This window comes from Yersinia vastinensis (assembly GCF_044905075.1).
Taxonomy (GTDB): domain Bacteria; phylum Pseudomonadota; class Gammaproteobacteria; order Enterobacterales; family Enterobacteriaceae; genus Yersinia; species Yersinia vastinensis.
Window position 1 is genome coordinate 2,051,207 of record NZ_CP173260.1, and the last position, 26,344, is coordinate 2,077,550.

Genomic DNA, 26,344 nt, shown 5'->3' on the forward strand with positions numbered 1-26,344 from the left:
CACTCACGGAATAGCTCACTCATTAATTATATATTTTCCAGTTGAGGTAATATGCGAGCGATTTTATCAAATGTTTCCTGATATTCAGCCTGTTCCTGACTATCAGCCACAATGCCCCCGCCAGCAGAGCAATATATTTTGCCGTTTTCTGTTAGCAGGGTGCGGATAGTAATATTGGTATCCATTGTGCCGCAGCAACTAATATAGCCAATGTTACCGCAATAGGCATTACGACGCTGCGGTTCTAATTGTTCGATGATCTCCATCGCGCGGATTTTAGGCGCTCCGGTTATCGACCCGCCCGGGAAACAGGCCCGAAGCAAATCTGTTGCTGTCGATGCGGCGGGCAGTGTCGCGGTAATAGTGCTGACCAAGTGATGCACCGCCGGGAAAGGCTCGACCACGAATAGCTCTGGAACACGCACCGTGCCGGGTTGGGCGACGCGGCCAATATCATTGCGCAAGAGGTCAACTATCATCAGATTTTCCGCGCGATCTTTTGTCGAATTTGCTAATCGCTCCGCTTGTAAACGGTCCTGCTCAGGGTCATTCAAGCGTGGCAGCGTACCTTTAATCGGGCGGGTCTGAATCTGACGGTTCTCCAGCCATAAAAAGCGCTCTGGCGAGACACTCAATATAGCGTTGTGTGGCAGGCGAAGAAAAGCCGAAAAAGGGGCTCTATTACTGCGACTTAATGATAGGAAAGCTTGCCATTCATCACCCTGATATTTTGCACTGAATCTTTGAGCCAAATTGATTTGATAGCAGTCGCCACTGTGCAGGTATTCTTGAATTTGACGGAATCTATCACCATATTGCTCGCGCGACATGTTGGCTTGCCACTGACTGGTCAATTTGAAAGGCGTGGAGGCGATAGGAGCTTTCTGCTGCTGTAACCACTGAAGGCGCTGTTCAGCATCACCGTGGCAGACCAAAGTCAGTTTCTGCAAATGATGGTCGGCAATTATTGCCCAGTCATACAAGCCGACAGCCATATCGGGCAACGCGATATCTTGCTCTGCCAATTGAGGTAATTTCTCGACCCGGCGCCCGAGGTCGTAACCAAATAGCCCCAATGCCCCCCCCAAAAAAGGCAAGTCAGGGTGAGGAGGTATTGAGGGAGAGAATTTATCCAGTTGTTGCTGTAGTAAAGAAAATGGATCGTCAAGAGAGAATTCCGACCCTTGCGCACTAACAATTTCTGTTTGCTGGCCGCGAGTCGTCAGGGTTACCCGTGGGTCGGCAACCAAAATATCAAAACGATTATGGGTGTGTTCAGCAAATCCAGAATGCAATAGCATGGCCCAAGCTTGATGGGCGAGCGGCGCAAATTGCTGGAGTAGGGCATCAGGCTGATAGGGTAAGATTTTGCAGGTCAGGGATTTCACACTCATGAGTCACTATTCTTTTCTTTCGGGTCGCGGTTAGACGGTGGCGAAATTGCATGTTCGCAACACGCGGTGCGGAAGATTAACATAAATTATCACAATATTTGGTGTCAGTTTACTTGGGGCAGGCAATTCACCTGAACTAAGAATAAACAGGTATACTTAATCAATTATATGTAGGAGATAAATCAATGTTAGCGGGTATGCCTTCACTTTCTCATGAGGAACAGCAAGAAGCTGTCGAACGTATTCACCAATTCATGTCGGAAGGGATGAGCAGTGGTGAGGCGATTGCCTTGGTGGCCGCCGAAATCCGTGAACGGCATCAGAACGATCCACAAGCCATGCCTATCTTTGAAGACACTGACTTTGATGACCATGGTGAGTCAGATTATCGCCGTGATGATGAACCGGATGCTGACGAAATAGAAGACCACTACGAGGGGTAGCCCCTTGCAGGATGCCTTTAAACCCGCCGTACTGGCGGGTTTATTTATGGAGTTAATAATTATTTCCCACTCACAATGACAGCGGCTGCACTCTGCTTCGCCACTTCAATCGCGGTATCAATGTCATCAGCTACCGCCAATGCCACACCTAAACGCCGCTTACCCGCAATCTCTGGTTTACCAAATAGGCGAATTTGCGTATCACCTACCAAGGCAGTTTCCAGCCCATGGTAAGCAATATTCTGGCTGGTTAGTTCAGGTAAAATGACGGCTGATGCCGCCGCGCCATACTGGCGGATAGTGCCGATCGGCAGACCGAGAAATGCGCGGACATGCAAAGCAAATTCAGACATGTTTTGCGAAATTAATGTCACCATTCCGGTATCATGTGGTCGCGGTGAAACTTCGCTGAAAATCACCTCATCGCCACACACAAACAGTTCTACGCCAAATAGCCCGTAACCGCCCAGTGCCTTCACTACGCGTGAAGCGATATCTTTTGCTTGCGCCAGCGCGGTTTCGCTCATCATCTGTGGTTGCCAGGATTCACGATAATCGCCATCTTCTTGGCGGTGGCCAATAGGCGCACAGAAATGAATACCATCAACGGCACTGATGGTCAGCAGGGTAATTTCGAAATCAAAGCGGACCAAACCTTCAACAATGACTCTGCCTCCACCGGCCCGGCCACCTTGTTGCGCATAATCCCACGCAGATTGAAGTTGCTCCTCACGGCGGATCAGACTCTGGCCTTTGCCTGAAGAACTCATGACTGGCTTAACAATGCACGGGTAGCCAATGTCATTAACTGCTTGGCGGAATGCACTTTCAGTATCGGCAAATTGGTAACTTGAGGTGGGTAATTGCAGCGTTTCTGCCGCCAGGCGGCGAATACCTTCGCGGTTCATGGTCAGGCGAGTGGCTTGCGCACAAGGCACGACGTGCTGCCCCAAACTCTCTAATTCAACCAGCATATCGGTGGCGATAGCTTCAATTTCGGGCACGATATAGTGTGGTTTTTCCTGTTCGACCAACTGTTTTAGCGCTGTACCATCCAACATATTAATCACATGGCTGCGATGGGCGACATGCATCGCGGGCGCATCGGCATAGCGATCAACGGCAATTACTTCCAGCCCCAATCTCTGGCATTCAATCGCCACTTCTTTACCCAGCTCACCAGAGCCTAGCAACATGACACGGGTGGCGTTTGGACGCAGAGCGGTTCCAATAGTCAGCATAGTTAGATACCTACATCAGTGGGAAAATTTTACCGGCGTAGTATAGGGTAAAACCGCGACGAAAACGATTGCGTATTCAGTGTGTCACAGTATAGTTCCGGCAATGGCTCCATCTCTGGTATTATCGCGCCAAAATCTTGCGCTTGCCTTCAGGCCATCGCTGCCATTCCATCCAGTTATAAGAGTTACTGCCGTGAGCACAACTTCCTTTTCTTCCTTGACGCTGCCAACTGAGCAGTTGTCCAATCTTAATGAACTTGGCTATACCGAGATGACACCGGTACAAGCCGCAGCACTACCGGCAATCCTCAGTGGGCAGGATGTTCGGGCAAAAGCCAAAACCGGCAGTGGTAAAACTGCGGCATTCGGCATTGGTTTACTCGACAAAATTGCGGTGGGTGAGTTCGTGACTCAGGCGCTAGTTTTGTGTCCTACCCGCGAATTAGCCGACCAAGTCAGCAAAGAATTACGCCGTTTAGCTCGTTTTACCCAGAATATTAAAATCCTGACGTTGTGTGGTGGCCAGCCTATGGGTCATCAACTCGATTCTCTGGTTCATGCTCCGCATATTGTGGTAGGAACACCGGGGCGTATTCAGGAACATTTACGAAAGAAAACACTGGTGCTTGATGAGCTTAAGATTTTGGTCTTGGATGAAGCCGACCGCATGCTGGATATGGGCTTTACCGATGCCATTGACGATGTCATTGCCTACACCCCGCCACAGCGCCAAACTTTATTGTTCTCTGCCACTTATCCGGCCGGTATTGAACAAATCAGCGCACGGGTTCAGCGCCAGCCATTGAATGTTGAAGTTGATGATGGCGATGAAGCACCAGCCATTGAGCAGGTCTTTTTCGAAACCACCCGCGAAAAACGCTTACCACTGTTGATTTCAGTCCTTAGTCACTACCAACCCGAGTCTTGCGTGGTGTTTTGTAACACGAAGAAAGATTGCCAAAGTGTGTATGAGGCTTTGGAATCACGTGGTATCAGTGTGTTGGCCTTGCATGGCGATTTAGAGCAACGTGACCGTGATCAAGTATTGGTGCGCTTCTCTAATCGTAGTTGCCGGGTTTTAGTCGCTACGGATGTTGCGGCCCGCGGCTTGGACATTAAAGATTTGGCTCTGGTGGTTAACTTCGAGTTGGCATTTGATCCCGAAGTTCACGTACATCGCATTGGTCGTACCGGGCGAGCAGGAATGAGCGGTCTGGCAGTGAGCCTGTGCACACCACAAGAAATGGCTCGAGCCCATGCGATTGAAGATTATCTGCAAATCAAACTGAAATGGACGCCAGCGGAGCAGGTGAGTCGCAGTGCCAATACTTTGCTTGAACCTGAAATGGTCACGCTGTGCATCGATGGCGGGCGTAAAGCTAAAATTCGCCCAGGAGATATTCTCGGGGCATTAACCGGAGATGCCGGTCTGACTGCGGCGGATGTCGGTAAAATCGACATGTTCCCTGTTCATGCTTATGTGGCCATTCGTAAAGCATGCGCCAAACGCGCATTGGCGCAGTTACAGCAAGGTAAAATCAAAGGCAAAAACTGCAAAGCCCGGTTATTAAAATAATCACAGTGGGGCGATGGTGGTTGCATCGCTCCAAATAATTACATTATACTGTGTTTATATACAGTTATCTGTAAGAAAAAAGGACCCGTATCAATGGCCGTTGAAATAAAATTCGTCGTGGTAAGACAGGGTGAGGAAAAAATGACTTTCACAACCAAAAAAGAAGCCGATGCCTACGATAAAATGCTGGATTTGGCTGACAATTTGTCTGAATGGTTGTCGCAGGCTCCTTTAACGCTCGAAGAAGAGCAACGTGAAGCATTAGGTTTCTTCCTTGCAGAAAACAAAGACGCATTGGGGCAAATTTTACGCGGTGCCAATCCGGTCGTGTCTACAGACGGGCAAGCGAAAATCAAAGCTGAAAAGAATGCCGCTGATAAAAAATCCAAACCTGAAGAAAATCAAGCTGCTTAATCTGCCAACTTTCAGCAGAAAGTGGAAAAGGGATCTAAAATGAATCGTGAAATCACCTTCTTTCGCCGGTTTGAGGCGGATATTCTGGCTGATCGTAAAACGATCACTATCCGGGATAGCAGTGAGTCCGATTTCCGCTCAGGTGAAATCCTGCGTGTATGTCGTAATGAAGATGGCGTATTTTTCTGTCATATCGTGGTCAAGTCCGTCACGCCAATCACATTGGATGCACTGTCTGAACGCCATGCTGAACAAGAAAATATGTCGTTGGATGAACTGAAAAAAGTGATTAAGGATATCTATCCCGGTTTGGAACAGTTTTACGTGATTGAATTTACACGGTGTTAATTCAGTAATATTAACTCTGTAACCTACCTTTCAGTCATCGTTCCTGCCATAGGATGGAGATAATAATATGTGGAGGAATGATGAGAAAGACAGGACTCGCTTTGATATTGGCCACGGCATTGGCAGGGATTACCCACAGTGTACAAGCCCAAGAGCCACGGGTAGCAAAAGTACCTGCTTGTCCGGGTTTAAACCAATCTCAGGTCGCAACACAGGTTAAACGGGACTTTTTGCAAAACCGGATAACGCGTTGGGAAGCCGATAAAAAGCAATTGGGCACTGATAGCCCGGTGGTTTGGATTAGTGCAGTTGACATTACAGGTAAAGATGATGTCTGGCAGGTTCCATTGACCGCCCGTGGTAATAAAGGCGATAAAACGTATCAAGTGGTGCTCGATTGCAAGGCCGGCTCTATTATTTACAATGGGCCTCAATAACTGTTATTAAATAAAATGACGCTTTGCAACAGGCGTGGGTGATAATTTTCCTGCGCCTGTTGATATCCCCTTCATTAAAAATGCTTTCACACCTTTTAAATATCTTATTTATCATTTATTTGATTCAATTTAACTAATTTATCGGCATAGGCGAATGCTTGGCATTAGCAAGTAATCATGTCACTCTCGCGATAACGAACACAGATGGACAACTCAACGAAAATGACCAAACCTCCAAAGGCAGAAAAACGTCCTTATCCAATGACAATACACGGTGACACCCGTACAGATAACTATTATTGGCTACGTGATGATGAGCGTACCGATGCTGATGTTCTGAGCTATTTACAAGCGGAAAACGATTTTACTGAGACGGTTTTACAACCACAGCAGCCATTACGTGAAACCTTGTATCAGGAGATGGTTTCTCGTATTCCGCCACAGGAAGAGTCCGTTCCCTATATTCGCAATGGCTACCGTTACCAAACTCGTTTCGAGCCGGGTAATGAATACGCTATCTATGTACGCCAACCCGTTTGGGCTGATAGCAGTTGGGAAACATTGCTAGACGGAAACCAGCGTGCCGCAGACAGTGAGTTTTACACTTTGGGTGGCTTGGATGTTAGCCCGGATAATCAATTACTGGCTGTTGCTGAGGATTTCTTATCACGACGCCAATATGACATTCGAGTCAAGCAGCTACAAAGTGATACTTGGCACGAAGAGGTGATCAGCAATACGTCAGGTAGTTTTGAGTGGGCGAATGACTCAAAAACGCTGTACTACGTGCGTAAACATGAAAAAACATTATTGCCCTACCAGGTTTATCGCCATGTGGTGGGAACGGATCCTAAGTCGGATCAATTGGTTTATCAGGAAGCTGATGACACATTCTATGTTGGTTTAGAAAAAACCACCTCTGAGCGCTTTATCGTTATTCATCTGAGCAGCACCACCACATCTGAAATCTTATTGCTGGATGCTGATCAGCCTGAAGCGCTACCTCAAATGTTCGCGCCTCGGCGTAAAGATCATGAATACGGTTTAGACCACTATAAGCAGCATTTTTACATCCGCTCAAATAAAGATGGCAAGAATTTTGGGTTATACAAAATGGCCGAAGAGGGGCCGGTACAATCTGATTTTGCTGATGAATCACGGTGGGAATCCCTTATTGCACCCAGAACGGATGTTATGTTGGAGGGGTTTAGCTTATTCCGCGACTGGTTGGTGGTGGAAGAACGTAGCGAAGGGCTAACGCATTTGCGACAAATTCATTGGGTCACGAATGAAGAGAAGTCCATTACTTTTGATGATCCAACTTATGTGACTTGGCTGGCGTATAACCCGGAACCCGAAACGGAATTGCTACGCTATGGTTATTCATCCATGACCACACCAAGCTCAATGTATGAGCTGAATATGGACACGGGTGCCCGTCAGTTACTTAAGCAGCAAGAAGTGAAGAATTTCACACCGGAAAAATATCGCAGTGAGCGAATTTGGGTCACCGCATCGGATGGTGTAAAAGTCCCAGTCTCTTTAGTTTATCACCGCGATCACTTTATTTCTGGGCGTAATCCGCTGTTGGTCTACGGCTATGGTTCATATGGTAGCAGTATGGATCCCGCATTCAGTGGCAGTCGTTTGAGCCTATTGGATCGTGGTTTTGTCTTTGCACTGGCCCACATTCGAGGGGGCGGTGAACTGGGGCAACAATGGTATGAAGATGGAAAACTGCTCAATAAGTTGAATACATTTAATGATTTTATTGATGTGACTAAAACCTTGGTCGCGAAAGGTTATGGTGATGCTAAGCGTGTCTTCGCGATGGGGGGGAGCGCGGGGGGCCTATTGATGGGGGCGATTATTAATCAGGCCCCAGAATTATATAAAGGTATTGTCGCGCAGGTGCCATTTGTTGATGTGGTCACGACTATGCTGGATGAATCTATCCCTTTGACGACGGGGGAATATGATGAATGGGGCAACCCGAATGATCAGGCTTATTATGATTACATTAAGCAATATAGCCCATACGATCAGGTTAAGGCCCAAGACTATCCGCACATGCTGGTCACCACAGGTTTGCATGATTCCCAAGTTCAATATTGGGAGCCTGCCAAATGGGTTGCCAAGCTCCGTGAAATGAAGACTGATGACCATTTGTTGTTGCTTCACACCGATATGGATTCAGGGCATGGTGGTAAATCTGGGCGCTTTAAAGCCTATGAAGATATCGCTTTGGAATATGCATTCATTCTTTCCTTGGCATAATTGCATACAGGATATTACGCCAGATAATGCGTCAGTGTGTGGCGCATATCAGGAGTAAGGTCAGAGATTGATGCTAGCATCCAGCGTAGATAGTCCGGGTCTTGCCGGGCTATCTGCTCAATACTTTTTCCCCGATATTTTCCGAACTTAAATGTCTGCAACAATAATGGTTGCTGTGTTAGTTCCACCATCTGCTCGGCACTCCAACTAGAGTCTTGCATAATCCGTTGCAATAACGCGGCAGTGACATAACAGTCATATAGAGCCCGGTGCGGATACAAATTATCGGGCACAGAAACATTCAGGCGCAAAGCATAACGCAGATATTGATTACTGTGCTTTATATCAGGGTAAAGCATACGAGCCAGCTTAAGCGTACAAATCCATTGTCCCCCCATCTCAGGTAACACACCTCGGTCGAAAGGGGCATTGTGAGCAACATAATAGGGGCTGTCTTGATATTTTCTCACAGCCACGGCAATTCGAGGTTTGCCTTCGACCATATCTTCAGTGATATGGTGAATGACCATGGCATCAATACTGATTGGTCTATCTGGGCTAACCAAATCACTCATCGGATTGCGCAATACACCATCAACCACATCGATAGAGGCGATTTCGACAATACCGCCCTCTAAGCCGCAAGTTTCAGTATCGATAACACGAAAATACATATTTCCCCCGTAATTCTTAAAGATTAGTAATAAAAAACCCGCCGTTCGTGGCGGGTTGACTGACGAGATGAAAAGTCCGTTATTCTGCGCTGGTGGAAGATGACTTCTTAGCGCGTTTCTCAGCTTTTTTCTCAGCCGGTGTTTTTAGTGGTTTTTTCTTCGCGTTCTTTTTGCTGTCCATTCCCTTACTCATGGCTTGCCTCTCTTTACCTTAGGTTAGGTTGGTACGCCCATCTATTAACCACCTTCTGAGGGGGAGTTGCAAGGGAAGAAAACATCAATATGCTTAATGTATTGTTTAGCAAGAGTATTATTAAGTCTTAATATTCCTTGTTACTGTTTACTCTTCATTATTTTTGCGACGTGGATCCTGAAAAGGCATTGAGATATGGCGTAATTATCACCAGTTGGTGGAATTAATGGACTGATTGGCGTAAATGTCATGTTTTATCGTTGACCCTGCGTGCTGTATAGGCTTTGATAACTTTAATGTCTTAACAAACATGGAAACATAATGGAACAGTTACGTGGGCTTTATCCAGCGTATGAACCTTACGACAGTGGGTTACTAGACACGGGTGATGGTCATCAGATTTACTGGGAACTCTGTGGCAACCCTGAGGGTAAACCTGCGGTATTTATTCATGGTGGGCCTGGTGGAGGAATAGCACCTTACCATCGGCAACTTTTCGACCCCAAAAAGTACAAAGTATTGCTGTTTGATCAACGCGGATGCGGGCGTTCAAAACCCCATGCCAGCCTAGATAATAATACGACCTGGCATTTGGTCGATGATATTGAACGGCTGCGTAAAATGGCTGGTGTAGATAAATGGCTAATCTTTGGAGGGTCTTGGGGATCGACCTTAGCATTAGCTTATGGCGAAACACATCCGAACCGGGTCAGTGAGATGGTGTTGCGTGGGATATTCACTCTGCGCAAAAAAGAGCTGTATTGGTATTATCAGGATGGCGCTTCACGTTTCTTCCCAGACAAATGGCAACGTGTGCTCTCTATTTTGTCGCCAGAAGAGCAGGGGGATGTAACGGCTGCTTATCGTAAGCGATTGACCTCTCCTGATAAAGCGGTGCAACTGGAAGCGGCTAAGATTTGGAGTCTGTGGGAGGGTGAGACCGTCACGTTATTACCAACCAGAAGTTCAGCTTCGTTTGGTGAAGATGATTTTGCCTTAGCTTTTGCCCGCATTGAAAATCACTATTTCACTCATTTGGGCTTTTTGGACAGTGATAATCAGCTCTTGGATAATGTGACACGCATTCTTCATATTCCCGCGGTTATTATCCATGGCCGATATGATATGGCATGCCAGCCACAAAATGCGTGGGATTTAGCGCAAGCTTGGCCGGAAGCTGAATTGCATATCGTTGAAGGTGCTGGGCACTCATTTGATGAACCGGGGATCTTGCATCAGTTGATTTTAGCAACAGATAAATTTGCCCGTAAGTCTTAATGTTTTCTCTGATTAACTCCCGCATACAGTTTGCGGGAGTCTTTTGCTCATGACTTCATTTTGGGTTCATACGGCAAACGTGAGAATTTAATTGATTCACTGCGATAATGCGTTAACCGCTGTAAAAAATAGTCGCGCAGCTCATCTGGCTGTTCCCTTGCAACCATTTCCGGAATCACTGGCATGTTGTAGCGCTCTTTAAATGCGACGCCTGAAGCCGCCAGATCAACATTCATTTTCGCCGTTTCTTCATCAGAAAGCTCTGCCAGATTATACCCCATTGTTTTCTCCATATCGGGCTGTGGGATGCCTATGGCGCAAAAGGTAATGCAGAGCGCATCGATTGGCAAGTGTCAGGCATGACTAAACAATTTTTGCTGATGGCCATTTTATAGAGATAATATTAATTTTCAGATAAAGAGGTTAGTGCTTATTTGAACTTTATTTCAAATAAGAATCATTCTTTTTAGTATTACAATCTGTAATTTTAATGACTATTATAAGAATTACCAAATATTTAATTTTCAATAATTTCAATTTAAAAACAATGGGTTAAATATTTATCATTTATTAATGTGAATAGGGTGTTCTTATTTTGTTTTTATCTTGGCATAATGCGCCGAGTGAATAGTGACTTACCTGCATTATAAAAACTATGAAATTATTATGTTGAAAAAAGAAATGGCGCAAAAGCTCAATGAGCAGCTGAATCTAGAATTTTACTCAGCTAATCTTTATCTGCAGATGAGTGCTTGGTGCAGCGATAAAGGGTTTGAAGGTGCAGCCGCCTTTTTAAAAGAGCATTCTCAAGAAGAGATGCAGCATATGCAGCGCCTTTTTGAATACCTCAGTGGAACTGGCTCTATGCCGGTTTTGGGAACCATCAGCGCACCACCTATTGATTTTGCGTCACTGGCCGATGTATTCAAACTGACATATGAACATGAGCAACTGATTACCACTCAAATTAATGAGCTTGCTCATGTTGCGATGACAACTCACGATTACTCCACATTCAATTTCCTACAATGGTATGTTGCTGAACAGCATGAAGAAGAAAAACTGTTCAAATCTATTCTGGATAAATTAGCGTTGGTGGGTAATAGCGGCAATTCACTGTTCTTCGTCGATAAAGATTTGAAGACAATGGCTGCTCAGAGCCACGTTCAGGCTTAATTCTTGATTTAATAGACACAGGCCGAATATTTGCCGCAGTTTCTGATTCCTTACCAGTGGAACCCGACGCTGCGGTTTTTCATTTTAATCCGGTGTTCACGCCTTTTTATCTTATTGTTTCGCGCTAATACTCTCTTGTTTAGTTATGGTTTCTCGACTTGCCATACTCAAATCGTTATCATTTGCATTCATAATAAAAGTACGTGAGCTTAATCACCGCTCAACTATTGGTGATATTTCAATCACCGTTCAGAATTTGGCGTTTTATTTTGTGCCCTACCTCACAGGTAGTGCAATTGACTGGAAGTGATAGGGGTTCGTGCTGCCAATATAGGATATGGTTGGTAGCAGACTGATTCTTCTCCCCATCGATTAAGGGACATTATGTTTATTCGCAAAGTACGTTCTTCTTGCCGTATGCTTTCGGCACTTATTGTGTTGTTTGTGGGGTTATCAAGCCAGCAAGCGCTAGCCCATGCGCATCTGAAAATCGAGTCACCAGCTGCCGATACCACAATTGGTTCAGCGCCGGAATCCCTGACACTCGGGTTCTCGGAAGGTATTGAATTGAATTTCAGTGGTGTGAAAGTGACCGGCCCAGATAATAATGTGGTAAAAACCGGTGAGCTAAAACTGGATCCTGTCAATAATACGCAATTGATTCTGCCTATTGATCATGCATTAAAAGCAGGAAAATATAATGTTTCATGGCATGTCGTGTCTGTTGATGGTCATAAAACCAAAGGCACATACAGCTTCACAGTGAAATAACATGTCTCTGGCGACTCTATTCGTTCTGTGTCGCTTCCTGCATTTTTTGGCGGTGATGTTGATGTTTGGCATCAGCATCTTCACCGCCTTATTAGCGCCAGATAGTTTCTCTTCGACACTAAAAAATCGTTTATCCCCCTTGCTTATCTTCAGCACCTTTTTGGGGCTGATTTCCGCTATTGGGCTTCTTGCTATTCAGGCGGGGATGATGGGTGATGGCTGGTCTGATACCTACAAGTTGAGTGTCTGGTGGGCGGTATTTAATACCCGCTTTGGCCAGATATGGCAGTGGCACCTCGGTTTATCTCTCTTGAGCATGTGGCTCGTATTACTTGGCTCTACTCGTATTTACTCTCGGCTAATGGTCGGTTGTTCAACGGTATTACTGGCCAGTTTGGCGTTCACCGGACACGCGGCAATGCATGATGGTGCTTTGGGGGGGATTCATCAAATCAATCAAATCATACATTTGTTGAGTGCGGGTTACTGGCTGGGGTGTCTACCGCCACTTTTAATTTGTCTTGCTTATACACAGCATAGTGATGTTAAACGTGAAGCTATCACTACGCTGATTCGTTTTTCAAGCTGGGGACATTTAGCGGTGATTTTGGTCTTAGCAACGGGGATAATTAACAGCATTATTATGCTGCGAGAGACGGCATTAGCGCTGACGTCTGTTTATCAGAAGCTCTTACTAAGCAAAGTGTTATTAGTCTTATTGATGATTGTTGTCGCACTGATTAACCGCTATCTCATTGTTCCTATGCTGCGACAATTGCCGGTGAAAGCTCATAGCTGGCTGGTTGTTAACAGTTGTGCTGAAATCATCCTTGGAGCAGGAGTGTTGCTGCTGGTGAGTATTTTCGCAACAATGGCACCGGTATAGTGCAGCTATAGATTCAGCAGTGCATCCACTGAGCTTGCATCGACTCCTTAGTATGAGAGAAAATCAGAACAATCAGTTAATTAAGGGTATTTATGATGAAGAGTTTTGTGCTGACACTATCGCTACTCATGTTATCGGTTAACGCTATGGCTGCCGGGAAGATTATTACGGTCAGTAAGTTTGAATTTGGCAAACAATGGGCATTTACTCGGGAAGAAGTGATGTTGGAATGCCGCGCCGGTGGTGCCTTATTTGTGATAAACCCCAGTACATTGGCGCAATACCCGCTAAATGATATTGCAACAGAGCAGATGAAGTCCGGTCATGTTTTGGCGAAGCCACTCGATGTTTTATTATTGGATGACAGTGAGAAGCCAGGCCAAAAGATGAGCCTAGAACCCTTCCAGCAACGCGCCATGACGTTATGCCAAAAATAGGCTGAGAACATGGGGGCTATGAACATTAGCTTATATTTAACAGATAATTAAATATGCCTAATGTGAAGATTGATTTTCTATCATCTCAATTAGTTTGCAACCGTTATTAATTACTTCTGCTGCTAAGTTGGCGAAACACATGTACTCGACTACGCTTAAGGAGTACGGCTGAATAAGCCTACGTTAATGCCAACTTTTAGCGCACGGCTCTCTCCCAAGAGCCATTTCCCTAGACCGAATATAGGAATCGTATTCGGTCTTTTTTTAATGTGTTGATTTATATGGTTTTTTCTCTCTTCGTCCGAAAATGTCCGAAATTTGTCCGAAATCTTGATATCCGGCCTAAATTTCTACCCACTCATTTTTACGTGAATCAAGGTATACATTCGTCATTTTCATCGACTTGTGGCCGAGTAATTTCTGAGCAAATTCTTTACTGTATTCTGCCTCATAGAGCCGTGAGGCCAGGCTGCGAATTTCATGAAAGCTGCGAGGGGATATTTCATAAACTAGATCGGTAGCCTTCAATGCTTTAACAAATGCTTTAGTGAGTGAGTCGGCATTTAATGCCCCCGGTTCTCTGCCTGAACTTTTACTAGACGAACTGATGAGATATTCACTTTTACTGTTGCTCATGCATTTTTCTATGACGTCTCCAACTGTGGTACTCATTATTTCCAACCGAAGTGATAGCGATATAGCTATTTGCATCTTGGTTTTACTCTGGACTACCCAAAGTTTGCCGTCATGAACATCGCTTCTTTTTAATTGCCGCACATCGTCACGGCGCTGGCCGGTAATCAGCGCCAGTGCCAGGCCGAGTTGAACCCATTTCTGTTGTTGACTGGCAGCCTCGTAAATCTTGCAAAAAGTTGCATAGTCGAGCCGTTCCCGCTTAACTTTTGGTGAGGGCGTGCGCGTTGCTTGTACTGGGTTAACGAGAGCGGGATATATCACTAAAGTTTGTTATGGATTTAAGCACGCCCAAGCACAGATTCAATATTACTTATCCTAAATTAATTATAAAAATGGATGTTTAGGTTCTTTTAATCGTATTTAATGCCCATGCTTCAATTTTCATTAATTTCAATTGGTTATTATATTTTATAATAACGTAACGTCATGTAATTAATGTTTTGGGATTTCAATCACGGAAGGTTAATATTTAGTTCCATTAGTTGATATGCGACGGGTTGGGCTGTAATTTATCTGCAAATAAAATTTTTTAAGATAATCATGAGCAATAAACCAGCCGAGCAACAATTCTTTTGGGTTAATCACAAACAAACATTCAAAATTGCGCGTAAAGAGGGATTTATCTGGGCCCCTCGTCGAGCAAAGGACGGAAAACCGAGAGCAGCATACGATACGCTGCAATTGGTCAACCCTGGTGACGTAATATTTTCCTATGCATCCACTAAAATAGGTGCAGTCGGTGTTGCTAAGTCCAATTGCTATGATGCTATGCAACCTCCTGCCTTTGATAGCTTTTGGGACGACCAAGGGTGGAAGGTTGATGTAGATTTTACAATGTTAAATACTCCTATCTTGCCAAAGGAACATCTCGGGGAAATTGCTCCATTATTACCTGAAACTCATTCACCGATAAAACCGCTTAATGGCAATGGTAATGAGATGTACTTGTCAAAAATCAGCCCTGAGCTCGGCCATTTACTGTTAAAACTATGCCAATTAATCAGTTTAATACAAAAAAAAGATACTTCTGATTATAAAGAAATTGAAAAGGATATCGCTGAAATCAAGGCTCATAAACTTGGAGACCCCACCACGGTAGAACGATTGATTCAGGCTCGAATGGGGCAAGGTTTATTCCGGCAAAATGTGCTGGCCCTCTATCCTCAATGCCCTGTTACAGGTGTATCTATGCCTGAGTTGCTTAGGGCTAGTCACATTAAACCTTGGCGAGAGAGTACTGATGAAGAGCGATTGGACCCTTATAATGGATTAATGCTAGCCCCACATGTAGATGTATTGTTTGATCATAGATTAATTAGTTTCATGGATGATGGGAGTATTGTTATTAAGAATGATCCAAAGATATACGAAGTTGTCCATGCACTTAATGTACCCACTGATGTAAAAATCCATATTTATGAAAAGGCTAAAGTATATTTGGCTTGGCATAGAGAGAAGTTACTAGGGTATAGAAAATAAATAAATTCACTTTACTAGTTGGAAATGTAGTTAATAATGTAATTCCCGGTAGTACATGGAAGGATTTATTATTAATTCTCAAAAAAAGTGTATGATGTGGCAGGAGTAAAAAACTGAATTCAAATCATAGATTTGGATAGTTATACTTCCTAGCTAGAGTATTAGATTAAAAATGTACTGTTTACAGTGCTTACATGATCCTAATCATTCGGTTCCCTGAATGAAGTGTTATGTTGTTTATTGAAGTTGCTAAATGCCTTCATTCAAATACATACCTTCTTTCGGAGATTGATTATGTCGGTCATAAACCCTACTACGTTCGACTATTTTTTACGCCATCTATCACAAGTTGCACAAGATAAAAAAGTTGTTCCATACAATGAGTTGGAAAATGCTTTTGGACTAAGCCATAACATGGTCGGAGAGTATGCCGGGGCTGTTGGGAAGTTCTGCATGGATAATAATTATCCACTTCTTAATGCATTAATAATAAACATTACAGATTGTGCCCCATCCGACGGTTTCCATGTTTGGTGCTTGGAAGCTGATGTTGGTGATTCACGTTATCCTTATACAAATTTATCGTGGGGAGAAATGATCTCCGCATGTTGGCGTTTTTTTCACGTTACGTCTTCCAGAACCAAGCAAGTTCAGAATTTTTCAGGTATGACTCCAGTGCATAAGTCTTGGGCAGAAAAATATATTCAGTAATAAGTAATCTCACATCATTGTCGTATTTTAAGCCCTGTATTCGCAGGGTTTTGTGTTTTATCCCACCAATTAATGACTACACACTCATGCTTATGAGTGGCTGCTTTGGTGTACTTGGTTCGCTGTTTTTTTATGGCTTTCACTTTTTTACTCAATGCTGGTGTGAAAATTTAAGATAGGCGTTATGGCTATAAACCGGATGGTGAGTGATGGCGCCGATAAAAACCAAACTCAACGGCGCAGTTTTGGGTTTAGTTATAGCTCGCGCGCCAGCATCAGTCAGTTTCTTGATAAAAAAGAGGGTAACAGGCTGGTGGCTTATCCCGATAGGAAGAATATTTGGACTATTTGCGGTGGTGCCAGGCGAGTTGATGGCAAACCCGTAGCGAAAGGGTGAACGTAATCACCTAATAGCCGGTTTTGCACTATTAGCTGACGGCCATATTTCTAATGCCTTAATAAAAACGCCGTCAGGCCTGTCAGAGGTCATACACTTTATTTCTTCTGAAACTCTCGTACCGCGTGCAATCCCGCCAGTGAAAAACGCTTAAAATGCTCGGTCAGTACCGTGGTTTGCATAGCGGCAATTTCGCGGACCGGACCGGGGATTCTATTACCTGCCACTATTAGCATCATGCAGGGGGCGACAACACTTATCATGCAGGGTAACAACGCTGGGTCATTTTCACTTATACCCGCAGCTTCACTGACAATTTTTTTCACCGACTGAATTTTTCCCATACCTTCGTTGTTCACAAAGTCTGACAGCTGTACTGAGGGGGCGAGTAATTCCCGTGCAAATACCCGCCCATGCCAGCTATTTCCTTCATTTAACTTTGAGATAAACATTTCTAGGAACATTCCCAGCTTTTCTTCCGCCTGCAGATTGCTCGCAGCCAGCGTCGCAAGCTTTTCACCGTCCAGATAGTGTCTGTGCGCCCGCGATAGAACGGCCAGATACATACCATCCCGACCACCAAAGTGATAGTTGATAGTCGCTAAATCAACCTGTGCTGAGCTGGCAATCGCCTTATTCGTGGTTTTGGCAAGCCCTTGTTCGGCGATGAGTTCGCCCGCGGCTTCCAGAATTCTTTCCCGGGTGAGTTCACCATCACTACGACGTGCTCGGTTCATAAATCAATCCAGCGTTGAGAATTTTTTTGCGATTGACTTTATACTCTCATAAATTAAGTTTAAATTAAATTTAAACTAAGGGTGTGTCGTGAGCTGCAATGGAAGGAATTCGTCGTGATGAACAAGAAGATAATAGCCGGCGTGGTGGTGGCCGCCTTGGTGGTTGTGGGCATAGCTGTCTGGCTGAATGGACGTAACAATGATGATAAAAATCAACTGACTTTGCATGGAAATGTGGATATTCGGCAGGTCTCTCTGGCTTTCGAAGAAAGTGGTAGGATCAGCGCGTTAATGGTTGACGAAGGGGATAGCGTGTCGGCGGGCCAAGTGGTGGCTATGCTCGATACTCATGCTCTGAAGATTCAGGAGAAGCAGGCTCAGGCGCGGTTGGATGCAGAAAAGCAAACTGTACGGGAACAGCAATCTGGCGCACGGCCAGAGGAAATCGCTCAGGTAAAGGCGCAACTGGCTTCAGCTCAGGCTCAACTGATCAAGGCCAATGAAGATCTCTCACGCATCCAGCGCATCGCCTCCAGTACAGGGGGAAGGGGCATCAGTAAACAAGAGCTGGATACTGCCAAAAATAACCAAAGTGTTGCCCAAGCTAACGTTAAAGAACGTCAGGCTAGCCTTGAACTGATGGTAAAAGGTGTCCGTACTGAGCAACGAGAAGCGGCCATTGCACAGGTAAAAGCGTTGGAGGCCGACCTTGAGTTACTTCGCTACCGGATTTCACAGGCTGAGTTACGTTCTCCGGTAGATGCCATTGTCAGGGCTAGACTTCAGGAGCCCGGAGATATGACTAGCCCCCAAAAGGCGGTTTATACCTTGGCGCTGACAGAGCCGAAATGGGTACGAGTCTGGGTTAGCGAAAGCGACTTAGGCCGAGTTAAATCTGGTATGGCAGCGCAGGTTGTCACTGACTCTTTCCCTGACAAACCGGTATCCGGCAAAGTAGGTTATATCTCATCGGTTGCTGAATTTACGCCGAAATCTGTTCAAACTGAAGAACTCAGAACTAATCTGGTCTATGAGGTGCGTATTGTTGTCAGTGACCCTGATAACGTCTTGAGGATGGGGCAACCCGCCACTGTCAACATCAATACGGCTTCCGTCAACAGTGGAAACTGACAGAGTGAGTAATCATTATGTCGTTATCGCTCAGGATCTTGTGCGGCTCTTCCCCGGGGCAACAAAAACCGCGGCAGAAGTCCGGGCAGTCGATAATCTGACGATGAATATTCGCGCTGGAGAACTGACGGCGCTCGTCGGTCCAGATGGCGCAGGAAAAACCACCTTTCAGCGGCTCATTGCCGGGCTGTATGCGCCTTCTTCCGGCAGTCTTACTGTATTGGGTACCGATGTCAGCATCGATCCGCAGGCAGTACAAAACCGCATCAGTTACATGCCTCAACGTTTCGGGTTATATGAAGATTTGAGTGTTCAAGAGAATCTCGATCTGTACGCCGATCTGCATGGTGTCGACCAGCAAACTCGCAAAGAACGATTCGATAAACTTTTGTCTATCACTGACCTTACCCGTTTTACCGCCCGGCCAGCAGGCAAACTCTCTGGAGGTATGAAGCAGAAGTTGGGCTTGGCCTGCACGCTGGTGCGCTCGCCAGACTTGCTGCTGCTTGATGAGCCCAGTGTGGGGGTTGATCCTTTGTCACGCAGGGATCTGTGGAAAATCATTGAGCAACTGGTCCAAGATGAAAAACTGAGCGTGATTATAAGCACAGCATACATGGATGAAGCGGAGCGCTGCGCTCAAGTGTATGTCATGTATCAGGGCAAAATTCTCGCTCAGGGCACTCCTGACGCATTGCGTAGCAAAGCTGAAGGTCTGACATGGCAAGCGATACCAACAATAGGGATGAGAGCCCGGAGTTTGCAGGCAAGTCTGCTGGAAAATCGACAGCAAATCATTGATGCCGTGCCTAAAGGGGATGCAGTTCGTTTTATCAGCCAATCGGGCAGCGATGATACTCTTGCCCGCAAGATACATGCCACGCGCCGTGAGGCCGAGCTAGAAGATGGCTTCATGGTTTTGCTTCACCAAGCTCAACATCAGGATAAAAAGACAGTTTCTCAGCCCGTCAAAGCCGATATGGTTTCCCGCCAGGATAACTCTGGTGACGAGGGAAAACCGGTCATTGTTGTCCGTGATCTGGTCCGTCAGTTTGGCGATTTTACTGCTGTAGCCAGCACTTCTTTTGATGTCAATCGGGGGGAGATCTTTGGTCTGCTCGGGCCAAATGGGGCAGGAAAAACCACCACCTTCAGAATGCTTTGTGGGCTATTGCCTGCAACCAGTGGTCATCTTGAAGTTGCCGGAATGAATCTGCGAACGGCAAGGGCCAAAGCGCGAGCGCGGATCGGCTACGTTTCGCAAAAGTTCGCCTTATACGGCAACCTGTCTGTGCGCGAGAATTTAACGTTTTTCGGCGGGGCCTACGGTCTGTCTGGTAAACATTTGACGCAGCAAATAGAGACATCTCTTGCCCAGTTTGACCTTGATCCTAATGCTATTAGCGGCGAACTCCCCGGTGGGTTTAAGCAGCGTTTATCGATGGCGGCGGCTTTACTACATGAACCCGAAATCGTCTTTCTGGATGAACCCACCAGTGGGATTGACCCACTAGCAAGGCGCGCTTTCTGGTACACGATTGGTGAGCTGGCCAACAAGGGCATCACGGTTATCGTGACCACACATTTTATGGAAGAGGCTGAATACTGTGACCGCATCGCGATTCAGGATGCGGGAAAGATGTTGGCGCTCGGCACCCCTCGTGAAGTACGTCAGCAGGCTGGACTGGAACATGCGGCAGATATGAATACGGCCTTTATTGCGATTGTCGAGAATGCCCGCGCCCAGAATCATAAAGCGGAGGCACAACGATGAAACGCTCCACCTTCATGAGCCGATTGGTCTCGTTGACCCGTAAAGAAACACGCCAGTTGCTACGGGATAAAAGTAACCTTGCTGTGGGGCTTCTTCTGCCTGTTGTTTTGATTCTGTTATTTGGCTACGGGCTGTCGTTTGATTTGTCGAACGCCAGAATTGCAGTGGTACAGGAACAGCGTACGCCACAGTCTTGGCAGATTGTCACCGCATTACAAGGCAGCCGTTATCTTACTGTTGAAGAATATGCCAGCTTAAATGCTGCTCAGAATGCGCTGCGCAAAGGAGAAACTGATGCAATTCTGCGTATTCCTTCAGATTTTGCTCAGCGCCTGACAGCAGGAAATGCGCAGGTCCAGCTTTTATTGAATGGCGCATCGACCAGCGTCGCCAGTGCGGCGCAGGCTTATGTTACCGGGGCGCTGGCAACTCAGGCGGCCATTGTTGCTGACCGTGGCGGGAACGCCATCAACACCGGCAGCGTCATTGTTGAGCAACGTATGTGGTTTAACGAATCCGGTAATAGTACCTGGTTTATCGTTCCGGGCTTGGTGGTGCTGATTCTGACGCTGATTGGTGCATTTCTGACCGGGTTGCTGATCGCACGCGAACGCGAACGCGGCACGCTCGAAGCGCTCTTTGTGACACCCGTACGCCCGCTTGAAATGGTGTTGGCGAAACTCGCGCCCTATATGGTCCTCGGTGCAATAGACTTGGTTATTTGCCTACTGGCTGCACATTATTTGTTTGAGGTTCCGGTCCGCGGCTCCCTTTGGGCCATTGCAGTTTCTTCTCTGCTTTATCTTCTGGTTTCTCTGGGGTTGGGGCTGACTATCTCTGGTTTTGCCCCCGGGCAGTTTTTGGCCAGCCAAGTTGCACTTATCGCCAGTTTTATGCCTGCCATGATGCTTTCCGGATTCGTTTTCGATATCCGCAACTTACCGGTTGTTATTCAGGTGATAAGCCAAATCCTACCCGCCACGCATTTTATGTCGCTTATCAAAACACTGTTTCTCGGGGGCGATAACTGGACGATGTTTTTTAAAGAGTGCGGGATTTTATTGTTTTACGCTCTGGTGCTGATAAACGCCTCGCGTATTTCTCTGCGCAAACGACTGAGATAACCGCTGATGAATACCATGACCCTCTGGCTACGTCATATCAGTTTTCTTATTCATAAGGAGATTTTGGCGATCCTGAAAGAGCCGGCAAATCGGGTGATTCTTTTTGCGCCCGCATTCTTGCAGGCGCTGTTGTTTGGCTATGCTGCGACTTATGATGTCAACCACGTGGATTATGCCGTGCTTGACCAAAGCCGGGGGCAGGCATCCACGGAGCTGCTGGCTCATCTAGATGGCACCGGAGTTTTTAACCGTACGGCAACTCTGACGTCGGCTTCACAGATACAGGATGTTGTGCTGGCAGGTGGTGCTTTGTTAGTCCTGACCTTCCCGGCTGATTTTGAGGATAAACTCAACCGAGGAGAGTCCTCTCCATTACAGATGATTCTGGATGGGCGCAATTCCTCAACCGCAGGTGCTGCAGCCAGTTATGTCAGTGCGGTAGTCGCCGATTTTAATCAACGTAAAACGGGCAACAAACCCGCAATCTCGGTGGAAACCCGCGCGTGGTATAACCCCAATCTGGAATCGCGCTGGGGGCTGATGCCGACGTTAATTGCGGCATTAAGTATGATGCAAACTTTATTGCTTTCCGCTCTGTCCGTTGCCCGCGAGCGTGAGCAGGGAACATTTGATCAGTTGCTGGTCACGCCTTTCACGCCGATGCAGTTACTGATTGGTAAGGCATTGCCTTCGATTATGGTGGGGCTGGTCCAGTCGACCATTATTTTGCTGATTATTCTGTTCTGGTTCCGTATTCCCATGAATGGTTCGATAACACTGCTGTATCTCGGCTTGGTCAGTTTTAACATTGCTGCCGTTGGGATCGGCCTGTCGATATCTGCTGTTTCAATCAATATGCAGCAAGCGATGCTTTACACCTTCCTGCTGATGATGCCGCTAATGTTGTTATCCGGCATGCTGACACCAGTGCAGACTATGCCCGCTATTCTCGACACCCTGACCTACGCCAATCCGCTGCGATTCGCCATCGATCTGGTTAGAAGAGTCTATCTGGAAGGTGCCGGATTTATGGATATCGCGTTTAATTTTATTCCGATGCTGGTGATGTCTGCCATCACACTGCCATTGGCCGCATGGCTTTTTCGTAACCGACTTTACTGATACAGGTATCCTGATGAAACGCCGTTTTTCTTGTGTTTTTGGTAATAAATTACCAGTCCTAGTGACATTAATGGCTATCGCTGTGCTGAATGGATGCACCGTGGGGCCTGACTATCAAAAGCCAAAAACAGATGCGCCTGCTGACTGGACAACTTGGCGCAGTGGCGATGCTTCACTTCATGCGGTGAACGGGGTGGAAGTGATGGTCGACCACCAGTGGTGGAAGCGTTACAACGATCCGGTACTCGACAGTCTGGTCAATCGGGCACTGTTGGCCAGCCCTGATATCAAAACTGCAGCGCTGCGCTTCTCCAGCGCTCGCGCTCAGTACCGCATCACTGCGTCATCTCAGACACCTGATATTAACGCCACTGGCAAAGTCAGCCGCGAGCAACTGAGTGAAAATAGCCCTTCTACACGGGCACTTAAGGAGGTGTTACCACAGCCCGATGAGCTGATTGACTTAATGACTGAGCCTTATACTTGGTATCAGGCGGGTCTGGATTTCTCATGGGAAATCGATCTTTGGGGTCATGTTCGCAGAGCTATAGAAGCCTCCGATGCCGACATGTCCTCACAACAGGCGATGTTGGAGCTTGCTCGGCTCAGTATCATCGGCGACGTGGTGAATAATTACTACAACCTCAGGGGTATCCAGCAGCAAATAGCGCTGGCTAAAGAGGATGTGCAGGCGATGGAAGAACGTCTGTCTCTTATCCGAGCCAGAACAGACGGTGGTGAGCTGGATTATACCGATTTCGAAAGGCAACAAAGTGAACTGGCAGCCACCCGAGCCAACTTGATTGAACTCCAACAGCAGGAGGGCGTCGCGATGAACCAGCTATTACTGCTGTTGGGGGAGCATCCCGGAGCATTGCAGCAGGAGTTAGCATTCAAACCCAATTTATTGACCCCGCATACTCTACCGCCACTAAATTTAGGTATTCCATCCGAAGTCGCCCTGAATCGCCCGGATATTCGTGCTGCCGAAGCTCGTCTACATGCTGCTACCGCCAGAATTGGGGTCGCGGAGGCGGAGTTGTACCCGAGCATTACGTTGGGTGCCCATCTCGGTTTTGATTCTTATAGTGAAAACAACTTTGCCGAATGGGGGAGCCGTTCCTGGTCGGTAGGCCCGAGTCTAAATCTGCCGTTGTTTGACCAAGGTCGCCGCAAAGCTACCGTTGTTTTGCGTGAGACTGATCAGCAGCAGGCTGCTGTCGATTTTCATAAAACTGTACTGAAAGCATGGCAAGAAATTGATGATGCGCTTAGTCGATACGCAGCCGCGCAGCAAAAGCTGACTGAACAGGAACAACGTGAGAAAAGCGCCAGAGAGGCAATGTCTCTGATTCAGGCGCGTTACGACGGCGGGCTGACAAGCTTTATCAATGTACTCGACAGCCAGCGAAGCTACATTCAGGCCCGACAATCACTGGCAATGAGCCAGCGTGATTTAAAAACGGCGTGGGCTGCGGTTAACCGCTCAGTGGGTAACTATCCGCGCTGAGTAATTTAAGACGAAAATTTGACACAAGTTTTGATAGAGCAGACTGATGCACCGTATGTTAGGGCTGTTTATCGTTGGCATCACGTTGCATTTGCGCTAAGAAGGGCGATTCACCGGGAGTTTTATAGAGGTGTTTACCGAGGCGCTGAATTGTCAAACGAGCTTTATGCGTAGCGATCCCTTTGTTGGCAGAATAAGTATGCCGGAAGATCTCTAAATATGAATGGCTTGATTCTGCGGGATACTGGCAATGACAAAGCTGCAGCGAGGTTATCGCTGCATCATCAACAGTTAAGCTAATGCCCTATTTGTAACAGCGGTAAGCCGTTGGGGAATATTAATGCATGGTCTGCGTCGGTCTGACGACTATCTCGTTTACATCCACATTATCCGGCTGCTCAATAACATAGCGTACCGCGCGGCCAATAGCATCTGGTTGTAGTGCAATGGCACGGTAGCTTTTCATCGCTTCAGCGGCTGTCGGATCAGTGATGCTGTCGGCCAGTTCACTTTCGACGACCCCAGGATGTACACAGGTTACCCGTAGCTGACTATTTTCCTGACGTAAGCCATCGGAAATTGCTCGTACCGCAAACTTCGTGGCACAGTAGACCGCTGCGGTTGGTGACACCGTCAAAGCCCCGACTGAGGCAATATTAATGATATGTCCTGAGGAGCGCTCCAGCATCGACGGTAATACTGCAGCAATACCATAAAGCACCCCTTTAATATTCACATCGACCATTTGATCCCACTCATCCACTTTAAGCGAGGCCATGAGCGATAGCGGCATGATACCAGCATTATTGATTATGACATCTATGCGGCCCCATTTTTCCAGTGCGAAGGTAGCAAACTGCTCCACTGAGCTACGGCGAGTCACGTCTAATGCATGTATCTCGACTATTGCTCCGTTAAAACGTAGCTCCTCAGCCAGCGCGGCTAAACGTTCTTCGCGACGGGCGCCCAATAGCAGTACAGCATTAGTTTTTGCCAGCTCGCGCGCGATTCCGGCACCAATGCCGCTAGATGCTCCGGTAATTAAGATCACTTTATGAGTCATACATCTCTCCTGTTTACATTGTGCTGGTGATCTTACGCCGGCAGGACTATAAAGATAATCCGCTCATTACTTAATAGGCTGGTAACGGTGGCTAACCAATGACAGTTGATAAGAACGCGCTTGAGGTATTTGTTATCGTGGCGCAGACACGTAATTTTCGGATAGCGGCAGAGCGGTTAGGGGTGACTCGCTCAGCAATCAGCCAAACGTTACGTCGATTGGAAGATCGACTGAACATTTCACTGATGCAGCGAACAACACGCAGTATCAACCTGACCGAAGCAGGGAAACGACTCTATGCTGACGCCGCTCCCGCCATTGAACAATTGAATTGTGCAGCGACAGATATCGCGGACCAGATGGCGGAGCCGCGTGGTCAGTTACGGCTGGCAATCTCCTCGATTGCGGAGAGAATAATTGGCGGAAAGCTACTGGCGGACTTTATCTCCGCTTATCCGCATGTCGAACTGGACATTACTATCACTGATGAAGAGTTCGATATCGTTGAGCAGGGTTATGATGCTGGTGTGCGACTTGGGGAGGTCATCGGACAGGACATGATTGCGGTGCCTGTTTCAACCATGCAGCGGCAGGTTGCCGTGGCATCCCCAGCCTATATTGCGCAACATGGCATTCCGCAGCACCCGAACGAGCTTATCCATCATCGCTGTATTGGCTGGCGAAAATGCCCAGGAGTTTCGCCCTATCGCTGGGAGTTTGACGATAAGGGCCGTGATTTTAATGTGAACGTCAATCCCCAGCTCACCACTAACGATATGGGCGTGATGATCCGTACCGTATGCGCTGGAGGGGGGATTAGCTTTGGTATGGCAGAAACTTTTCAACCTTACATTGAGCGCGGTGAACTGATGACGTTATTAGATGAGTGGTTACCGACATTCCCCGGTTTTTATCTCTACTTCTCCAGTCGGAAAAATCTGGCACCAAAACTCAGAGCGTTTATTGATCATGTGAAGATGTGATGGTTGTGTTGTTTGGCGTGCCACACTTTGATAGATATACCGAAGGTCGTTATTGTGACTAATACAAATAGG

General features: G+C 46.7%; 27 protein-coding genes. 20 read left to right on the forward strand and 7 right to left on the reverse strand.

Features of this window, described 5'->3' with window-relative positions; translation table 11 throughout:
- Window positions 1–26: 26 nt before the first annotated feature.
- On the reverse strand, window positions 27–1,394 hold the full coding sequence (pabB, locus tag ACIOG0_RS09480; RefSeq protein WP_050097381.1) for an aminodeoxychorismate synthase component 1: 1,368 nt from the start codon (window positions 1,392–1,394) through the stop codon (window positions 27–29).
- A gap of 185 nt (window positions 1,395–1,579) precedes the next feature.
- On the opposite strand from pabB, the gene ACIOG0_RS09485 reads away from it, so the two are divergent.
- Window positions 1,580–1,837 carry a YoaH family protein gene (locus ACIOG0_RS09485; RefSeq protein WP_050097382.1) on the forward strand — a complete coding sequence of 86 codons (258 nt, stop codon included), beginning with the start codon at window positions 1,580–1,582 and terminating at the stop codon, window positions 1,835–1,837.
- Between the two features lie 59 nt (window positions 1,838–1,896).
- Here the strand turns inward: ACIOG0_RS09485 and purT are convergent, their stop codons facing one another.
- Window positions 1,897–3,078, reverse strand: a complete 1,182-nt coding sequence (gene purT / locus ACIOG0_RS09490; RefSeq protein WP_050295365.1) for a formate-dependent phosphoribosylglycinamide formyltransferase — start codon at window positions 3,076–3,078, stop codon at window positions 1,897–1,899.
- 193 nt (window positions 3,079–3,271) lie between these two features.
- Between purT and dbpA the strand changes: the two genes are divergently transcribed.
- The 5 genes from dbpA (at window position 3,272) to ACIOG0_RS09515 (ending at window position 8,130) form a co-directional block, all read left to right on the forward strand.
- A complete protein-coding gene (gene dbpA, locus ACIOG0_RS09495; RefSeq protein ID WP_050097384.1) occupies window positions 3,272–4,654 on the forward strand; it encodes an ATP-dependent RNA helicase DbpA in 1,383 nt (460 codons plus the stop codon).
- A 93-nt stretch (window positions 4,655–4,747) separates the two neighbouring features.
- Entirely contained in the window at window positions 4,748–5,068 is a 321-nt protein-coding gene (locus ACIOG0_RS09500; RefSeq protein ID WP_050097385.1) for a YebG family protein, read from the forward strand.
- A gap of 39 nt (window positions 5,069–5,107) precedes the next feature.
- On the forward strand, window positions 5,108–5,416 hold the full coding sequence (gene yqfB / locus ACIOG0_RS09505; RefSeq protein WP_128450830.1) for a N(4)-acetylcytidine aminohydrolase: 309 nt from the start codon (window positions 5,108–5,110) through the stop codon (window positions 5,414–5,416).
- A gap of 80 nt (window positions 5,417–5,496) precedes the next feature.
- Entirely contained in the window at window positions 5,497–5,853 is a 357-nt protein-coding gene (gene yebF / locus ACIOG0_RS09510) for a protein YebF (protein ID WP_164908299.1), read from the forward strand.
- 222 nt (window positions 5,854–6,075) lie between these two features.
- Window positions 6,076–8,130: a S9 family peptidase gene (locus ACIOG0_RS09515; protein WP_050139636.1), complete on the forward strand. Its 2,055-nt coding sequence runs from the start codon at window positions 6,076–6,078 to the stop codon at window positions 8,128–8,130.
- 14 nt (window positions 8,131–8,144) lie between these two features.
- Here ACIOG0_RS09515 and exoX read toward each other — a convergent pair whose 3' ends face one another.
- Window positions 8,145–8,804, reverse strand: a complete 660-nt coding sequence (exoX, locus tag ACIOG0_RS09520) for an exodeoxyribonuclease X (RefSeq protein ID WP_050097389.1) — start codon at window positions 8,802–8,804, stop codon at window positions 8,145–8,147.
- 514 nt (window positions 8,805–9,318) lie between these two features.
- On the opposite strand from exoX, the gene pip reads away from it, so the two are divergent.
- Window positions 9,319–10,275, forward strand: coding sequence for a prolyl aminopeptidase (pip, locus tag ACIOG0_RS09525; protein ID WP_050097390.1), 957 nt, complete (start codon window positions 9,319–9,321; stop codon window positions 10,273–10,275).
- 47 nt (window positions 10,276–10,322) lie between these two features.
- Here the strand turns inward: pip and ACIOG0_RS09530 are convergent, their stop codons facing one another.
- Window positions 10,323–10,556, reverse strand: coding sequence for a DNA polymerase III subunit theta (locus tag ACIOG0_RS09530; RefSeq protein ID WP_050097391.1), 234 nt, complete (start codon window positions 10,554–10,556; stop codon window positions 10,323–10,325).
- A 385-nt stretch (window positions 10,557–10,941) separates the two neighbouring features.
- Here ACIOG0_RS09530 and ftnA point away from each other — a divergent pair, with 385 nt between their 5' ends.
- The 4 genes from ftnA to ACIOG0_RS09550 all read left to right on the forward strand — a co-directional run bounded on the left by ftnA (window position 10,942) and on the right by ACIOG0_RS09550 (window position 13,545).
- Window positions 10,942–11,451, forward strand: coding sequence for a non-heme ferritin (ftnA, locus tag ACIOG0_RS09535; protein ID WP_050097392.1), 510 nt, complete (start codon window positions 10,942–10,944; stop codon window positions 11,449–11,451).
- 384 nt (window positions 11,452–11,835) lie between these two features.
- Complete coding sequence (gene yobA, locus ACIOG0_RS09540; protein ID WP_050097393.1) at window positions 11,836–12,222, forward strand: CopC domain-containing protein YobA; 387 nt, start codon at window positions 11,836–11,838, stop codon at window positions 12,220–12,222.
- Between the two features lies 1 nt (window position 12,223).
- On the forward strand, window positions 12,224–13,108 hold the full coding sequence (copD, locus tag ACIOG0_RS09545; protein WP_050097394.1) for a copper homeostasis membrane protein CopD: 885 nt from the start codon (window positions 12,224–12,226) through the stop codon (window positions 13,106–13,108).
- 95 nt (window positions 13,109–13,203) lie between these two features.
- Window positions 13,204–13,545, forward strand: coding sequence for a YebY family protein (locus ACIOG0_RS09550; protein WP_050139634.1), 342 nt, complete (start codon window positions 13,204–13,206; stop codon window positions 13,543–13,545).
- A gap of 342 nt (window positions 13,546–13,887) precedes the next feature.
- Here ACIOG0_RS09550 and ACIOG0_RS09555 read toward each other — a convergent pair whose 3' ends face one another.
- The gene (locus ACIOG0_RS09555) at window positions 13,888–14,502 is read right to left on the reverse strand and encodes a tyrosine-type recombinase/integrase (protein WP_128450828.1); all 615 of its coding nucleotides are present in this window, start codon (window positions 14,500–14,502) and stop codon (window positions 13,888–13,890) included.
- A gap of 279 nt (window positions 14,503–14,781) precedes the next feature.
- Here ACIOG0_RS09555 and ACIOG0_RS09560 point away from each other — a divergent pair, with 279 nt between their 5' ends.
- The 3 genes from ACIOG0_RS09560 (at window position 14,782) to ACIOG0_RS09570 (ending at window position 16,828) form a co-directional block, all read left to right on the forward strand.
- Window positions 14,782–15,720, forward strand: a complete 939-nt coding sequence (locus tag ACIOG0_RS09560) for an HNH endonuclease (protein WP_128450827.1) — start codon at window positions 14,782–14,784, stop codon at window positions 15,718–15,720.
- Window positions 15,721–16,014: 294 nt separating this feature from the next.
- On the forward strand, window positions 16,015–16,431 hold the full coding sequence (locus ACIOG0_RS09565; protein ID WP_050097398.1) for a hypothetical protein: 417 nt from the start codon (window positions 16,015–16,017) through the stop codon (window positions 16,429–16,431).
- Window positions 16,432–16,615: 184 nt separating this feature from the next.
- Window positions 16,616–16,828, forward strand: a complete 213-nt coding sequence (locus ACIOG0_RS09570) for a hypothetical protein (RefSeq protein WP_235895338.1) — start codon at window positions 16,616–16,618, stop codon at window positions 16,826–16,828.
- A gap of 98 nt (window positions 16,829–16,926) precedes the next feature.
- Here ACIOG0_RS09570 and ACIOG0_RS09575 read toward each other — a convergent pair whose 3' ends face one another.
- Window positions 16,927–17,565, reverse strand: coding sequence for a TetR/AcrR family transcriptional regulator (locus ACIOG0_RS09575; RefSeq protein ID WP_050097399.1), 639 nt, complete (start codon window positions 17,563–17,565; stop codon window positions 16,927–16,929).
- A gap of 117 nt (window positions 17,566–17,682) precedes the next feature.
- Here ACIOG0_RS09575 and ACIOG0_RS09580 point away from each other — a divergent pair, with 117 nt between their 5' ends.
- Genes ACIOG0_RS09580 through ACIOG0_RS09600 form a run of 5 tightly spaced genes read left to right on the forward strand, consistent with a single transcriptional unit; the run spans window position 17,683 to window position 24,226 of the window.
- Window positions 17,683–18,696, forward strand: coding sequence for an HlyD family efflux transporter periplasmic adaptor subunit (locus tag ACIOG0_RS09580; protein ID WP_128450826.1), 1,014 nt, complete (start codon window positions 17,683–17,685; stop codon window positions 18,694–18,696).
- A 4-nt stretch (window positions 18,697–18,700) separates the two neighbouring features.
- Window positions 18,701–20,470, forward strand: a complete 1,770-nt coding sequence (locus tag ACIOG0_RS09585; protein ID WP_050097401.1) for an ATP-binding cassette domain-containing protein — start codon at window positions 18,701–18,703, stop codon at window positions 20,468–20,470.
- The gene (locus ACIOG0_RS09590; protein ID WP_128450825.1) at window positions 20,467–21,594 is read left to right on the forward strand and encodes an ABC transporter permease; all 1,128 of its coding nucleotides are present in this window, start codon (window positions 20,467–20,469) and stop codon (window positions 21,592–21,594) included. Before ACIOG0_RS09585 ends, ACIOG0_RS09590 begins: the two co-directional genes overlap by 4 nt.
- Window positions 21,595–21,600: 6 nt before the next feature.
- Window positions 21,601–22,716: an ABC transporter permease gene (locus ACIOG0_RS09595; protein ID WP_050097403.1), complete on the forward strand. Its 1,116-nt coding sequence runs from the start codon at window positions 21,601–21,603 to the stop codon at window positions 22,714–22,716.
- A 13-nt stretch (window positions 22,717–22,729) separates the two neighbouring features.
- Window positions 22,730–24,226 carry an efflux transporter outer membrane subunit gene (locus ACIOG0_RS09600; protein ID WP_145582055.1) on the forward strand — a complete coding sequence of 499 codons (1,497 nt, stop codon included), beginning with the start codon at window positions 22,730–22,732 and terminating at the stop codon, window positions 24,224–24,226.
- A gap of 337 nt (window positions 24,227–24,563) precedes the next feature.
- Here ACIOG0_RS09600 and ACIOG0_RS09605 read toward each other — a convergent pair whose 3' ends face one another.
- Window positions 24,564–25,289, reverse strand: a complete 726-nt coding sequence (locus tag ACIOG0_RS09605) for an SDR family oxidoreductase (RefSeq protein WP_050097405.1) — start codon at window positions 25,287–25,289, stop codon at window positions 24,564–24,566.
- A gap of 98 nt (window positions 25,290–25,387) precedes the next feature.
- Between ACIOG0_RS09605 and ACIOG0_RS09610 the strand changes: the two genes are divergently transcribed.
- Complete coding sequence (locus ACIOG0_RS09610) at window positions 25,388–26,272, forward strand: LysR family transcriptional regulator (protein WP_050097406.1); 885 nt, start codon at window positions 25,388–25,390, stop codon at window positions 26,270–26,272.
- The last annotated feature ends 72 nt before the right edge of the window (window positions 26,273–26,344 follow it).